The organism is Bernardetia sp. (genome assembly GCF_020630935.1).
Lineage (GTDB): Bacteria > Bacteroidota > Bacteroidia > Cytophagales > Bernardetiaceae > Bernardetia.
The window spans coordinates 16,002-31,570 of sequence record NZ_JAHDIG010000021.1 but is presented as its reverse complement, the minus strand read 5'-3'; the positions used below and the strand labels follow the sequence as shown (position 1 = coordinate 31,570).

Annotated in this window: 14 protein-coding genes; 12 read left to right on the top strand and 2 right to left on the bottom strand. The window is 35.4% G+C overall.

All coding sequences use genetic code 11. The features are described from left to right. The first annotated feature begins 4 nt into the window (after positions 1-4). The 9 genes from QZ659_RS07800 to QZ659_RS07760 all read left to right on the top strand — a co-directional run bounded on the left by QZ659_RS07800 (position 5) and on the right by QZ659_RS07760 (position 8,239). Complete coding sequence (locus QZ659_RS07800; protein WP_291724491.1) at positions 5-1,141, top strand: aspartate aminotransferase family protein; 1,137 nt, start codon at positions 5-7, stop codon at positions 1,139-1,141. 3 nt (positions 1,142-1,144) lie between these two features. Further along, complete coding sequence (locus tag QZ659_RS07795; protein ID WP_291724489.1) at positions 1,145-2,092, top strand: N-acetylornithine carbamoyltransferase; 948 nt, start codon at positions 1,145-1,147, stop codon at positions 2,090-2,092. Between the two features lie 99 nt (positions 2,093-2,191). Beyond that, positions 2,192-2,971, top strand: coding sequence for an acetylglutamate kinase (gene argB / locus QZ659_RS07790; RefSeq protein WP_291724486.1), 780 nt, complete (start codon positions 2,192-2,194; stop codon positions 2,969-2,971). Beyond that, positions 2,968-4,029 (top strand): M20 family metallo-hydrolase, encoded by a 1,062-nt coding sequence (locus tag QZ659_RS07785; RefSeq protein WP_291724483.1) that lies wholly within the window; start codon positions 2,968-2,970, stop codon positions 4,027-4,029. Before argB ends, QZ659_RS07785 begins: the two co-directional genes overlap by 4 nt. A gap of 99 nt (positions 4,030-4,128) precedes the next feature. Continuing rightward, on the top strand, positions 4,129-5,415 hold the full coding sequence (gene argH, locus QZ659_RS07780; protein WP_291724479.1) for an argininosuccinate lyase: 1,287 nt from the start codon (positions 4,129-4,131) through the stop codon (positions 5,413-5,415). Positions 5,416-5,458: 43 nt separating this feature from the next. Beyond that, positions 5,459-6,004, top strand: a complete 546-nt coding sequence (locus QZ659_RS07775) for a hypothetical protein (RefSeq protein ID WP_291724476.1) — start codon at positions 5,459-5,461, stop codon at positions 6,002-6,004. 49 nt (positions 6,005-6,053) lie between these two features. Further along, on the top strand, positions 6,054-6,680 hold the full coding sequence (locus tag QZ659_RS07770; protein WP_291724473.1) for a phosphatase PAP2 family protein: 627 nt from the start codon (positions 6,054-6,056) through the stop codon (positions 6,678-6,680). Positions 6,681-6,806: 126 nt separating this feature from the next. Next, the gene (locus QZ659_RS07765; protein ID WP_291724470.1) at positions 6,807-7,172 is read left to right on the top strand and encodes a DUF6438 domain-containing protein; all 366 of its coding nucleotides are present in this window, start codon (positions 6,807-6,809) and stop codon (positions 7,170-7,172) included. 119 nt (positions 7,173-7,291) lie between these two features. Beyond that, positions 7,292-8,239, top strand: a complete 948-nt coding sequence (locus QZ659_RS07760) for a DUF3078 domain-containing protein (RefSeq protein WP_291724467.1) — start codon at positions 7,292-7,294, stop codon at positions 8,237-8,239. Positions 8,240-8,295: 56 nt separating this feature from the next. On the opposite strand, the gene QZ659_RS07755 is transcribed toward QZ659_RS07760, so the two are convergent. Together QZ659_RS07755 and QZ659_RS07750 are read right to left on the bottom strand one after the other, a co-directional pair. Continuing rightward, positions 8,296-9,513, bottom strand: coding sequence for a S41 family peptidase (locus tag QZ659_RS07755; protein ID WP_291724462.1), 1,218 nt, complete (start codon positions 9,511-9,513; stop codon positions 8,296-8,298). Between the two features lie 28 nt (positions 9,514-9,541). Then, a complete protein-coding gene (locus tag QZ659_RS07750; protein WP_291724459.1) occupies positions 9,542-12,019 on the bottom strand; it encodes a heavy metal translocating P-type ATPase in 2,478 nt (825 codons plus the stop codon). A gap of 150 nt (positions 12,020-12,169) precedes the next feature. Between QZ659_RS07750 and QZ659_RS07745 the strand changes: the two genes are divergently transcribed. From QZ659_RS07745 to ccoN, 3 genes are all read left to right on the top strand, one after another. Then, a complete protein-coding gene (locus QZ659_RS07745; protein WP_291724457.1) occupies positions 12,170-12,772 on the top strand; it encodes a DUF2179 domain-containing protein in 603 nt (200 codons plus the stop codon). A 269-nt stretch (positions 12,773-13,041) separates the two neighbouring features. Beyond that, positions 13,042-13,230, top strand: a complete 189-nt coding sequence (gene ccoS / locus QZ659_RS07740) for a cbb3-type cytochrome oxidase assembly protein CcoS (protein WP_291724454.1) — start codon at positions 13,042-13,044, stop codon at positions 13,228-13,230. Positions 13,231-13,290: 60 nt separating this feature from the next. Beyond that, entirely contained in the window at positions 13,291-15,483 is a 2,193-nt protein-coding gene (gene ccoN / locus QZ659_RS07735) for a cytochrome-c oxidase, cbb3-type subunit I (RefSeq protein WP_291724451.1), read from the top strand. Positions 15,484-15,569: the final 86 nt, after the last annotated feature.

Genomic DNA, 15,569 nt, shown 5'->3' with positions numbered 1-15,569 from the left:
CATTATGAATTTATTTGAAGTATATCCCAAATTTGATATTAGTCTGCAAAAAGCAAAAGGCGTTTATGTCTATGACGAAAACGAAACACCTTATTTAGATTTATACGGTGGACATGGCGTAATTTCTATTGGACATTCACAGCCCTATTATGTAAATGCTTTACAAAGGCAGCTTGAAAAAATAGCCTTTTATTCTAACTCTGTGCAAATGCCCTTGCAGGAAGAACTAGCTCAAAAACTAGGAGAGTTAAGTGGCTACACAGATTATAATTTATTTCTCTGTAATAGTGGTGCAGAAGCAAATGAAAATGCTCTTAAACTTGCTTCTTTTCATACCCAAAAACGAAGAGTAATCGCTTTTAAAAACAGCTTTCACGGCAGAACGGCAGCAGCTCTTTGTGTTACAGACAACTGTAAAATTCATTCTCCTCTACAATACGATAATTTTCCTGTTGTATTTTTAGATTTGAATGATGAAAAACAATTCCAAAATGCTTTTGAAACCTACGATGATATTTGCGCTGTCATTGTGGAAGGTGTGCAAGGTGTGGGAGGTTTAGATTATCCTTCTGATGATTTTTTAGAATTGCTACAAACCTATTGTAAAAAATACAATGCCTTGCTCATTTTAGATGAAATTCAGAGTGGTTTTGGTCGTACAGGTAATTTTTTTGCTCATCAGAGCAATCCAAATATAAGACCAGATATTATTACGACTGCGAAGGGAATGGGAAATGGTTTTCCTGTCGCTGGTGTAATTATCGCTCCTCATATTGAAGCCAAACACGGAATGTTGGGGACGACTTTCGGAGGAAATCATTTGGCAAGTGTGGCTAGTTTGTCCGTTTTGGAAGTTTTAGAGAAAGATAATCTAATGATAAATGCTAAAGAAATCTCTGATTTTCTAAGAGAAGAATTAAAATCTATTCCTGCCATTCAAAAAATAAAAGGAAAAGGATTGATGTTAGGCGTAGAACTAGAATTTCCTATCAAAGAAATTAGAAAGCAACTTTTAGAGGAATTTCATATCATGACAGGTTCTTCTGCCAATCCGAATTTACTTCGAATTTTACCTCCTTTGTCTATCAACAAACAAGAAATCAAACCTTTTGTAGAAGCCTTACAAAAAATACTACTTTAAAAAATGAAACAATTTATCTCTGCTAACGACATTTCAAGCGTCAATGAATGGGTAGAAAAAGCTATTTCTATCAAAAAAAATCCTTTTGAGTTTAATCATTTGGGTAAAAACAAAACATTAGGTTTAGTTTTTTTGAATCCTAGCCTAAGAACACGTCTTAGCTCACAAAAAGCTGCTCAACATTTGGGAATGAACGTAATGGTAATGAACCTCAATCAAGATGGTTGGGCGTTGGAATTAGAAGACGGTGCTGTGATGAATGGTAACACTCAAGAACACATCAAAGAAGCTGCTGGAGTTCTTTCTCAATATTGCGATATTATCGGTTTGCGTACTTTTGCCTCCCTTAACGACAAAGAAAAAGATTACAATGAAGTTGTTTTGAAAAAGTTTATTCAGTCGGCTTCTGTCCCAGTTATTTCTTTGGAAAGTGCAGCAGGACACCCCTTACAAGCCTTTGCAGATTGCATTACGATTGCCGAACACAAGAAAATCAAAATGCCAAAAGTGGTGCTTTCGTGGTCGCCTCACGTTCGTGCTTTGCCTCAAGCTGTGGCAAACTCTTTTGTAGAATGGGTTTCTCAAACTGATGCCGAACTCATTGTAACCAACCCAAAAGGATTTAACCTAGACCCAAGTATTTTAAAAAATACGCCTGTTATTCATAATCAAAAAGAAGCCTTTGAAAATGCTGATTTTGTGTATGCTAAAAATTGGTCTTCCTTTGAAAATTATGGGCAAATTAGAACGCAGCATCAAGATTGGATTATTAATGGTGAAAAAATGAAACTGACCAATAAAGCTAAATTTATGCACTGTTTGCCTGTTCGTAGGAATGTGGTGGTAAGTGATGAAGTGTTGGATTCTTCAAATTCTTTAGTGTTGGCACAAGCCCAAAATCGTATTTATTCAGCACAGACTGTTTTGTACCATATTTTAAATCAAAAATAATTAACTGTAAGGAAAAGGCATGCCTTTTCCCTAACAATAAAAAATGCTAAACCATCTTTTTTGACCAATAGAACACAAATATTTTTTTTAAACAAGACAATGAAAAAACAACTTTACATCGTCAAAATAGGAGGAAATGTAGTTGATAATCTTGAGCTAATGGAAGGTTTTATCAATCATTTCGAAAAACTGCCTTTTCCTAAATTGCTTGTTCACGGAGGAGGAAAATTAGCCACTCGGCTTAGTGAGAAATTAGGCATTGAATCAAAACTTATAGAAGGCAGACGCATCACTTCAAAAGAAGAACTAGAAATCGTAACAATGGTCTATGCAGGGAAAGTGAACAAAGAATTAGTAGCCAAATTACAAGCAAAAAAAATAAATGCACTAGGCTTTACTGGAGCAGATGCAAATATTTTGGTAGCTAAAAAACGTCCTGTCAAGGAAATTGATTACGGTTTTGTAGGCGATGTAGAAAAAGTAAATACAGAATTTCTGACTTTATGCTTGGAAAATAAAATTGTTCCAGTTTGTTCTGCCATTACGCACGACGGAAACGGACAGCTTTTCAATACCAATGCCGACACCATAGCCAAAGAACTTGCCGTAGGACTTTCTGAAAATTTTGAAGTAAACTTGATGTACTGCTTTGAAAAAAAGGGTGTTCTGTTAGATGCTAATGATGACGATTCTGTAATTCCAATTATTTCAGAAACAGATTTTGGAGAACTTAAAGCTAAAGAAATTATTTCAACTGGAATGATTCCAAAACTTACCAACTCTTTTGAAGCCTTGCAGCAGGGCGTAACTCGTGTGATGATTGGAAATACGTCTATGCTTTCTCTCAACAATTCAACTTATACACTACTCAAATTATGATTGAATCTTTACAAGAAAAAACACTTGATTTACTTAAAAATCTTATCCAAACCCAGTCTTTTTCAGAAGAAGAAGCTGAAACAGCTCTACACATTCAAAAATGGCTACAAGAGTTTGGCATCAAAACCGAAAGATTATATAATAATATTTGGGCAAAAAATAAGCATTTCGACGAAAGTAAGCCTACCATTTTGCTAAATTCTCATCATGATACTGTTCGTCCGAACAAAGGCTATACACGAAATCCGTTTGAGGCAACTATCGAAGATGGGAAATTATTTGGCTTAGGAAGTAACGATGCAGGAGCTTCTTTGGTGGCTCTTTTGGCTACTTTTGTTCATTATTACGAACAGGAAAATCTAAAATATAATCTCATCGTAGCAGCCACAGGCGAAGAAGAAAATTCTGGGCAAAATGGTTTGTGTGAACTGATAAAATATTTACCAATTATTGATTTTGCCATTATAGGCGAACCAACTCAAATGCAGTTAGCCATTGCAGAAAAAGGACTTTTAGTAATAGATGGATACGCAAAAGGCATTGCAGGACACGCAGCACACAACAATACAAAAAATGCCATTTATGAAGTCTTACAAGATATTGAATGGATTAAAAGTTATCAATTCCCAAAAGAATCAGAGTTTTTAGGAAAAGTAAAAATGAGTGTTACACAGATAAATGCAGGAAGTCAGCACAACGTCGTACCAGCGTCTTGTCATTTTGTAGTAGATGTCAGAATCAATGAAATGTATCAGAACACAGAAGTTTTTGAAATTATTGATAAAAATACAAATAGTGAACTCAAAGCACGTTCGTTTAGATTAAACTCGTCTAGCATTCCGAAAGAACATCCTTTTGTACAGGCTGGAATAAAAGATGGTCATACCGTTTACGGTTCACCAACGCTTTCTGACCAAGCTGTTTTGTCTTGTCCTTCTGTAAAACTAGGAATTGGAGATTCTTTGCGTTCGCATCAAGCTGATGAATTTATTTATTTACACGAACTTGAAAACGGCTTGAAAGATTATATCAAGCTTTTGGGGAATATTTTGACCTAACATTTTTCGTACACCAGTCTTCCAGACTGGACTTACAGAATGAAATAAAAATTTTTTATTCAGACTAGAAGTCTGAATTACACTTAGATAGAAAAAACCATGAAACTTTGGAACAAAGGCTATAACATCAATCAGTTTGTAGAAGAATATACAGCAGGAAGAGATAGAGTTTTAGACTTGAAACTCGCTAAATACGATGTTTTGGGAAATATTGCTCACGCCAAAATGCTTTGCAAAATTGGCATCTTGACAGAACCAGAACTTGAAAAGTTAGTAACTGAATTAAATCACATTCAAGAAACAATAGAAAAAGGAGAATTTACTATCGAAGAGCAGTTTGAAGATGTGCATAGCAAAATTGAATTTCTCTTGACGGAAAAACTAGGAGATATTGGTAAAAAAATCCATACAGCTCGTTCAAGAAACGACCAAGTGCTTGTCGATTTACATTTGTATGTAAAAGCAGAACTTGGGAACATAAAAAGCGAAGTAAAACAACTCTTCGATGTTTTGATGGGTTTGAGTGAGAAGCACAAAGACGTTCTACTGGCTGGTTATACGCATTTGCAGGTGGCGATGCCTTCCTCGTTTGGCTTGTGGTTTGGAGCTTATGCCGAGACACTGATTGATGATTTGATTCTCCTAAATGCAGCTTATAAAATTGCAGACCAAAATCCATTGGGTTCGGCTGCTGGTTATGGCACTTCTTTTCCCATCGACAGACAAATGACTACTGATGAATTAGGTTTTTCTACGATGCACTACAACGTGGTGGCTGCACAGATGAGCAGAGGAAGGTTAGAAAAAACAGTTGCTTTTGCTCTTTCTTCATTGGCTTCTACACTGTCTAAATGTGCGATGGATGTGTGTTTGTATATGAGCCAAAATTTTGGTTTCGTATCTTTTCCAAAAGAACTAACGACAGGGTCAAGTATTATGCCTCACAAGCAAAACCCTGACGTAATGGAGCTTATCCGTGCTAGAAGCAACAAAATTCAAGCTCTGCCACAAGAAATTGCTCTGATTACCAACAACTTACCAAGTGGTTATCATCGTGATTTTCAAGAACTCAAGGAAAGTCTCATCAATTCCATAGAAGTTAGTTTGGAAAACCTCCAAGCGATGCGTTTTATGATGGAAAATATTATCATCAATACAAAAAGCATAGAAAATCCAATGTATGAATATATGTATAGCGTGGAGAATCTAAACAAACTCGTAATGCAAGGAATGAGTTTTAGAGAGGCGTATCAAGTGTTGGGAAAACAAATTTTGGAAGGAAAATTTGAAGCTCAAACCAAAGTAGAACATACGCATGAGGGAAGCATTGGAAACTTGTCATTAGATAAAATCCAAGCAAAGTTTGATACGGTTTTCAACGAGTAAACGTTTTATAAGCGTTATCTTTGTAGTAGTAAACCAAACTTCTATGAAAAATCGGCTTGTCAAGTTTCATTTTATTATCCTTCTTATTTTAGTTGTAAACTTTATCATTACGATAGGTTTCAACTTTGGACTGAATAGTTATGTCAGAATAGGATTAAAAGTTCTTTTTTATGGAAGTGGATTGGTGGGGTTAGTCGCTTTTTTTAGGTCATTTAATTTCATTACAGCTTATTTTTCTTTGTATGTTATTTTTCCAATATTGTCTTTTGTGCCAATAGTAGGTAATTTTATCAAGTGGTTTTTTGTGTTGTTTATTTCTACGTCTCTTCCAGTTTATGAGAGTAAAGATTACGAAATTCATTCATATTATGGAATAATGCCAGCCTACAATCAGTACGAAATATATGAAGTGTATTCTCCATTCTTACTTTCAAAAGGAAAGTTTAGTTATTCAGAAGCAATGAACAAAGAGGAAAATGAATCTGACGAGTTGTTAAACGGAGAAAGTATTGATTCTATTCGTTTTGATAACAGTGTCTTGATAATGAAGATAAACGACAGCACAGAAAAGAAATTCAAACTCTATTAAAGCTAACTTATTCAATCAGTCTATATAAAAATTACTCGTAATATAAAATATGACCTTCCTAGAAAAACTAGACCAACTAGACAAACAACTTTTACTTTTTCTCAACGGACTACACCACCCTTTTTTAGATGATGTGATGTGGTACGTTTCTCTAAAATACACATGGATTCCTATTTATTTAGGACTTATTTTTATTTTTTATAAACTTTTTGGTGTAAAACATTTTTGGAAAATTGTGGTAGGGATTCTTATCGCTGTGGGATTATCTGATTATTTTGCTTCAGGGCTTTGCAAGCCGTTTTTTGAGCGTTTTCGTCCTTCTCATAGTCCAGAAATTCAAAACTTAGTGCATATTTTGAGAGATTATAGAGGTGGAAAGTATGGTTTTATCTCTTCTCATGCTTCTACTACCTTTAGCATTGCTTGGTTTGTATTTCTTTCGTTAAAGCGTTTTTCTAAAAAAAAATGGGTTAAGGTTTTGCGTTATGCTTCTCTTGTGTGGGCTGCACTTGTAGCATATTCTCGTGTGTATTTGGGAGTACATTATGTGGGTGATATTTTGGCTGGCGCAGTAGCAGGAATTTTGATGGCTTGGCTAGTTTATTGGCTGTACACACTTTTGGAAAAACGATTTTCTGTATCTTTGGAAAAAACTTCTGATAGTTTTTTGGAATAATTTTCAACCCTAATTCAATAATCAATGAAAAACTATTTTTTTATATTCAGTTTATTTTTCTCACTATTTCTTTGTAGTAATTTATTTTTTTCTTGTAAATCCTCTAAAAAAGATAATTTCTTTGAGTTGAACTACTCAAAATCGGCGTGTAAGGGTCGCTGTCCTGTCTATACTTTAAAGATTGATGAAAACCAAATGATAGTCTTTAATGGAAAAGAATATACTTCTGTTGTTGGACTCATTCAGATGCGACTTCCAGATGATGCCTATCAAGAACTTCAACAGCTTATCACTGAAAGTAAGTTTTTAGAAACTGATGCTGTGGGTTTCAACCGTCCGTTTGATATTCCCATGACGACTTTAGAGATTGCAAAAGGGAAAAGCTCTAAAAAGCAAATTTTTTATAATCAAACTCCACAGGATATAGAGAATCTTGTCAAATTTTTAGACAAACTTGTCATTGAAGTTCAGTCGGAAAGCAAAAAGAAATAATTTTTTCTTAATAAAGTAAAAAACTGTACTGTTTTTGATAGTTGAGATAACGTTCTTAGTTTACTTATTTAAACTTAGAATGATTTTATTGTATTTTTCTAATATTTTAACTATTCCTTATGAGATATATCAACACGCTCTCTATCGTATTTTTACTTTCTCTCTTTATTTGTTATTCTGTTTCTGCACAAGATACTACCAATGTAACAACTGACGGCATTGCTACTGTTCCTGTAAAAAAAGTAGAAATTTGGAAAAAAAGTGGTTCTATCTCTGCTACGTTTTCAAACGTAGGGTTGAGTAACTGGGCAGGAGGTGGACAAAGTTCTATTGCTTTAGGTGGAATTTTTAATTTCAATGCTACTCGCAAAACAGAAAAGTCGTCTTGGGAAAACAACCTTCTGGTGCAATATGGAATGGCAAGAGTTGGAAAAAGTGATTTCAATCTCTTTAAGAAAACAGATGATAACTTTCAGTTTGATTCAAAATATAACTACAACTTAGGTAAAAACTGGAGTAGTGGAACATCAGTAAGTTTCCGTACTCAAATGGCTCCTGGTTATTTTTTTGATAGAGATTCTTTAGGAAAAGAACAACAAGGACAGCTCATTTCAAATCTTCTTTCTCCTGGGTATTTGCTATTTGCGACAGGTATTCGTTACGAAACCAAAATTTTTAGTATGCGTTATTCGCCAGTAGCTGCTAAGTTTACTTTTGTGATGAATGATTCTTTGGCAAATATTGGAGCTTTTGGAGTAGAAGAAGGACAAAATATTCGCTCAGAATTTGGTTCTAACTTCGATGCCAACTTGACATACGATGTGATGGAAAATGTAAAACTTACCTCTACTCTCAATCTTTTTGCTAACTATGAAACACTCACACAAATAGACGTAAACTGGGAGAATCTAATTGTTTTTAAAATAAATAAATATCTTACTACCAGTTTTGCTACACAGCTTATCTACGACCACGACGTTTTGATTCCACAGGACGACGAAGAAGCACCCAAACGAGCCATTCAGTTCAAACACGTTTTGAATATTAATGTAGGTTATACTTTCTAAGAAATTACTTGATAGAATGTTTTCATACCTTGATTTCTATCAGAAATCAAGGTAGTTTACTTTTTAAGAAGTTTTATTGCCTCTTGCAGCGTTTCATCTATTTGTGTTGTGGTTTGTCGTACATATTTTGTAGGAACATAATTCTCTCTAGGAGTTCCATTTGTATGAGATAACTTTGCTACTGATAGTCTGTATCCAAAATTTTGATCTTGAAAAGGAAAATACGACATCTCCCCAGCCAAACGTTCCATTTCTGTTCCCACAATACTTCCTCGCTGCATAGCATCAAAACCTATTGTAATGCCTTCGCCCATACTTCCTGTCCATCTTCCTACCAAAACTACAACTTGTTTTTTGTACTGGTTTTCTCTTGGGTTTACATATTCTACCCATTTTCTATCTACTTTTGTTTTGCCATCGTACTGCTCTTCCAACTCATGCACTTGATAAGGTTGTGAACTATTGATAAATCTTCCCATAATAGCACGAGCAACGTATGAGTTTCCTCCATCAACAGTATTTCTAAGGTCTATAATTAGACCGTCTGTATCCATTAATTGATTGATCAAACTATCAAATACTTCAATGAGATTATTGTTGCCTAACGAGTTATTTATCTTGATAACTCCTATGTTGTTTTTTTTGTAACTATCTGCTAGAGTAGTATATTTTTTTGTTTGAAGTGTATCTAAATCAAGATGTATGATAGAATTATTTTTTGCTTGTAGTGTAAGTATTCTTGGTTCATTGTATTTTCCTGCTAGTATTTTATTGAGTATCCATTCTCTTACCTTAGGGTTCTTTTTGTCTTGGCAATGAGTAGGAAAACTAGCTATTACTTTTTCTATCTCAATACCATTGATTTTTTGTATTTGAGTTTCAATTATATCTTTAGGTATATTTTCTAATTCAGTTTGCCATACATTCGTAATAATCGCTTTTTCGTTTTGAAAAGTAGCGTAAATAGGAGAGTACAAACGATAAGAAGATTTTGTGTTTGTATTTAAAATAAGATGACTATCGTAGAACTCATTCAACAAATTCTCAAACAGCAAGATGACATCTGTCTTAGTTTTGATGTTCTTAATCTTTTCTTTATAATTTTTTTCTATACACGATAATTCTATATTTTTATCTTCTAAATAAACATAATAATCTGAAATATCATTTATCATCTGCTGTAAATCAGCTTCAATTTCTTTCTCATTTACCTGTGCTAGTGAAATGTTAGATAACAGAATGGTGAGCAGAACTGCTAGAATAGTTTTGTACATTTGGATGGTTTTTAAATTAAATTGTAATTTAAAGCTTTCTACTCAAAAACCAAGTCAGAAACACTCCCAAACCCACCACACTCACAGAAGAAAGAGGCATCAAGATAGCAGCTACTAAAGGAGATAGTGTACCACTTACAGCGAAACTAAGTCCGACCAAATTATAACATAGCGAAACTACAAGCCCAAAACGCACCACATTTATTGTTTGGCGAGCATATTTCATAAACCTAGCTAGTTTTGGTAAGGCTTCAGCTCTCAAAATGGCATCACAAGCAGGAGAAAATTGTTCTTGGTGTTCGCTTATCGCAATACCAAAGTCAGATTGTTTCAACGCTCCTGCATCATTTAAGCCATCGCCAATCATAAAGACAGATTCTGTGTTTTGAGATGTTAATTTTCTAAGAAAACTAAGTTTGTCTATTGGTTTTTGATTGAAATGAAGATTTTTTGTTCCAAAAATATCTACAAAACGAAGTTTTTCAAAGTCGTTATCACCAGAAAGTAAAGAGAGATTGAAATTTTGTTTTTTAAAATCATCCAACAAAACAAAAATATCTTTACGCAAAGGATTAGAAAGCTCAAAATAGCCTTTTACGATATCGTTTTTACTTACAAAAACTTTTGAATTTTTATCCTTTTGATGTTCTGCTTCATAATTTACAAAAGCTGCATTTCCAATTTTCCATATAGTTTCTTGATTCTGTTGTCTTGTTTTTGCTTCAATTCCAAAGCCTATTTTTTCCTCAAAGTCATACATTATTCCCTCTCCAAAATCAGAAACAGCTTCATAGATTGCTTTACTGACTGGATGCAAAGAAGCTGAAGAAAGAGCTGCCAAAATTTGTTTTTCTTCTATTTCTAAGTCTGTTGTCGATGGTTCTAATGATTTCCAAATGGCTTTTGGTGTAGAGGTAGTAAGTGTTCCAGTTTTATCAAAAACTAAATGAGCTTTTTTCGTTGCCAATCCTTCAATGGCATCTGTATTTTTTAAGAAAAAGAGATGTTTTGCCAAAATCTGTCTAGCATTTCCGAAGGCAAAAGGAGCATTCAAAGCCAATGCACACGGACAAGCCACAATCAAGACCGAAGTGAAAACATTAATTGCAGCCTCCCAACCTGCTGCATAAAGCCAATATCCAGCACTAGAAAACGCCACTACAAGTACAAAAACGGTAAAATTTCTACCCCAACGCTGTGTTAGGTTTTTGAGTAAATGATTATTGTCTTTGTCAAAGGCTTCATTGTTCCAAAGTTGCATCAAATAACTTTGTGAAACGGTTTTGAGAAGTTTTATACGCAACGGTTCGCCCCACTGCCTTCCCCCTGCATAGAGGCGTTCGCCTTGTTTTGCCTCTATGGGTTTGGTTTCCCCACTCACAAAGCTATAATCTATCTGTGCCTTTCCCTCCAAAAGTTCTCCATCAGCTGGGATAAGCTGTCCGTTTTTTACAATAACAATATCCTCTATCTTCAAATCAGACAAAGAAACTGACCTTATAATTTTTTGATGGTCTTCTTCCGTTTCTAAAAGAGCAGCCAAAGGAAAATAAGACTGGTAATCTCTTTCAAAAGAAATACTATCAAAGGTTCGGCGTTGAAACCATTGTCCTATCAGAAGTAAAAAGATAAGAGCAGCCAAAGAATCTAAATATCCTGCGCCTGTGTGGCTCAAAATCTCATAGATACTTCGCCCAAAAAGAGCCGAAATACCAAGTGCAATCGGTACGTCAAAGTTTAATGTTTTGTGTCGTAGAGCATAAAAAGCATCTTTAAAATAATTTGCCCCACTAAAAAGCAACACAGGCAGAGAAAGTAAAATATTCAAGTAACCAAAAAAACGAGGAAACTCGTCTTCTGCAATCGGCAGACCCAAATATTCAGGAAAACTAAGTAGCATCAAGTTTCCAAAACAAAATCCAGCCACTCCCAAACGCAGTAAAAAATTAGGAGGTAGTGTGTTTTTTTTCTTCTTGTTTTTAGATTCTAATTTTAAATCTGGCGTGTAGCCCAACGAAGAAAGAGCTTCGACGAGCTTTCGAAGGGAAATTTTATCAGCATAAAAACTAACATTCGCTTCCCTTCTCAAAAAATTGACTTTAGAATCCTGTACGCCTTCAAAAAGATGAGGTAGTTTTTCCAATAGCCACACACAAGAAGCACAATGAATCTGAGGTAGATTAAATGTAATACGAGTAAAATTTCCATCGGTAAAATCTACTAACTGGGCAATCAGTTCTTGATTGTCTAAATACGCAAATTGTTCTGGATTTTGATTGAGTTTGGGAGAAATTCCAGCTTTTTCAAGAGCATAATAACTTTCTAGTCCGTTTTGAGAAAGAATACTATACACCGTTTGACAGCCCGAACAGCAAAACGCCTTTTCATCGTATAAAATAGGCTTAGGAGGACATTTGTCGCCACAATGAAAACAAGCGTGGTTTTCTTTTACTTCTTTTGCCTTTTGAGCTGCTTCTGCTGGTGGAGGTGCTGCTAGTGTTGCCATAACTTCAACGTGATAGTTTTTAGATAATGACAAAATTATATCTAAAAAAGTCCTTAAAAAATGAACTTTGTCAGCTTTTGAGGTATTTTAATAAAAGACAATTACCGACCTTTGCCGTAAATTTTTACTTGAAGAAACACTCATTTTGTTATGGAAAACTGGTTTTCTCAAAACTGGGACTGGATATTTGGTTATATTATTTTGCCTTTTTTGATTTTTTTGGCGAGGCTAACCGATGTTAGTCTTTCTACCTTACGTATTGTGCTAGTAACAATGGGCAGGCGCAATATTGCTCCCATAATTGGTTTTGTAGAGGCGTTTATATGGCTTTTGGCTATCGGACAAATTATGCAAAACTTAAATAATGTAATGTCGTACTTGGCGTATGCAACAGGTTTTGCAATGGGAAATTATCTAGGGATTTACTTGGAACAGCGTATAGCCTTAGGAATGGCAATGGTCAGAATTATTACTAGCCGAACAGCCACTAATTTAACAGAAGCTCTGAAAAACTCTAATTATCGTTTTACACATGTGGAAGCAGAAGGAAAACATGGCGAAGTAAGTATTCTTTTTTCAGTGGTCAAACGAAAGGAACTTACCAAGTTTATCAAGCTCATTCAAAAGCATAACCCCAACGCTTTCTATACTGTTGAAAACATTCGATTTGTGAATGATACAGATGTTATTTCAGATACACAAACAGGTACGTTTGCACGTATTGTTCAAAAAGTACAGAAGTTGAGAAAGTAAAAAAATACCTTCTCAAAAGCTATAACATTGTTGGCTTCATATTCTCTGCTCTTGTCAGTGCCTCAACGACGACTTATATCATAACACCTTTCAGAAAAATGGAAGGTGTTTTTTTTATTGCTAAATAATAATTTCCAAAACCTGTCAAAAGTCATCTTTTTATCTGAATACTCTCCTGTTTTTCGCTTTCCTCATCCTCTACATTTGTAACATAGAAAACCAAAAAAGATGGCATTTGCTGTCTTAATCACTCTAAAATCAATAAAAATATGCAAGTGCTGATAATTTTGGTCGTGTGTAGTTTGGTCGTGGCATTAGGCTTTTTGGCTGCTTTTTTTTGGTCAGTCAAAGACAACCAATACGAAGACACTTACACACCAAGTATGCGAATTTTATTTGACGATACATATAGCGATTCCGAAACAGGAGAAAATAACACAACCGAACATCTCAACTAAAATCTATTCAATCAGGAAAACTTTACATTTTGTATTTCAATCTATATATACTTTATCTCTATGGAAAATCAAACCTCCAATCAAATCACACAAGAAAGTCCTCCTAAAAAGAAAAAATGGGAAGGCTTAGAGCTAGAGCATTTTTCTTATGACAATACGATTGTTAGAAATTTTGCTTATGCGACTACGTTTTGGGGTGTTGTCGGAATGCTTGTTGGCTTACTGGCAGCCCTTCAAATGGCTCATCCAATGTTCAATTTTACCGAATACTTTACCTTTGGGCGTGTTCGTGCTGTGCATACAAATGCCGTAATCTTTGCTTTTGTAGGAAATGGTATTTTTATGGGCGTATATTATGCACTTCCTCGTCTGTGTAAGGCTCGTATGTTTAGTGATTTGCTTAGTAAAATTCACTTTTGGGGTTGGCAAATGATTATCGTTTTTGCTGCCTTGACATTATTTTTAGGTTACAATACAGCAAAAGAATATGCCGAATTAGAATGGCCTTTAGATATTGCGATTGCGCTTATTTGGGTGGTTTTTGGTGTCAATATGATGGGAACAATCATCAAGCGTAGAGAACAACATCTTTACGTAGCGATTTGGTTCTTCATAGCTACTTTCGTTACAGTAGCAGTTCTACACATTGTAAATTCAATGGAATATCCTGTTTCACTTACTAAAAGTTATTCGCTTTACGCAGGAGTTCAAGATGCACTCGTTCAATGGTGGTACGGACACAATGCTGTGGCGTTCTTCCTCACAACACCGTATTTGGGTTTGATGTATTACTTCGTTCCTAAAGCAGCTAACCGTCCTGTTTATTCATATCGTCTTTCCATTATTCACTATTGGGCATTAATTTTTATCTACATTTGGGCAGGTCCTCACCACTTGCTTTATACAGCGTTGCCAGACTGGGCGCAATGGTTAGGAACAGTCTTTTCATTGATGCTCATTGCTCCGTCTTGGGGTGGTATGCTCAACGGACTTCTTACTTTGCGTGGTGCTTGGGATAAAGTACGTGAAAACCCTGTATTGAAATTTATGGTAGTCGCTCTTACTTCTTATGGTATGGCTACTTTTGAAGGACCAATGCTTTCTTTTAAAAATGTAAATGCAATTAGTCATTACACAGACTGGACAATTGCTCACGTACACGTTGGCGCATTAGGTTGGAACGGCTTTCTTACATTTGGAATGATTTATTGGCTGATGCCTCGCCTATTTAGTACTAATCTTTTCTCTAAAAAACTAGCTAACGTTCACTTCTGGATTGGTACATTAGGAATTTTGTTCTATGCTATTCCGATTTACTGGGCAGGTTGGACACAAAGTTTGATGTGGAAAGAGTTTACACCTGCTGGCTTCTTGAAATATGAGTTTTTAGAAACCGTTACTCAGATTTTACCAATGTATTATATGCGTGCATTTGGTGGCTTGTTGTATGTAATTGGTGTCTTGATTATGATTTATAATATTTATCAGACCATTCAACAAGGAAAATTTGTTCCAGAAGAAAAAGCCTCTGCTCCAGCTATCAAGGTTCAAGAAAAAGAAAAAGGAGGACACTGGCACTCTTGGATTGAAAAACGTCCAATACAACTTTTGTTTTGGAGTACAGTAGCGATTCTTATTGGTGGAATTATAGAATTTGTTCCTACATTTTTGATTCGTTCAAATGTTCCGACGATTGCAGCCGTGAAGCCTTACACGCCTTTAGAATTGGAAGGAAGAGACTTGTATATCCGTGAAAACTGTGCTGTTTGTCATTCTCAAATGATACGACCTTTCAGAGATGAAACCGAACGCTACGGAGATTACTCTAAAGCAGGTGAGTTTGTCTATGACCGTCCGTTCTTGTGGGGTTCTAAACGTACAGGGCCAGATTTGCAGCGTGAGGGTGGAAAAATGCCAGACTCTTGGCACTTCAACCACATGTACGACCCTCAATCTACTTCACCTGGTTCGATTATGCCAGCCTATTATTGGCTGATTGAAAATCAGTTAAATACATCTCTTACCGAGAGAAAAATAAAAGCTATGCAAGCGTTGGGCGTACCATATCCAAAAGGATTTGAAAAAGAAGTTCATGAGGATATGGCAAAACAGGCAGCTGAAATACAGGAACGATTGGCAAAAGATAATATTCAAGTCAAATCTGACCGAGAAATTATTGCAATGATTGCCTATCTGCAACGTTTGGGGACAGATGTAAAGAAAGTTGCTCCTCAATATTTGCCTAAAAAATAATTTTAAAAACCCTCGTTGACGGCTGCATTTTGAGCCTCAACGACGGTTTACCTCTACCTATTTTACACAACCGTCAACGAGCTTGA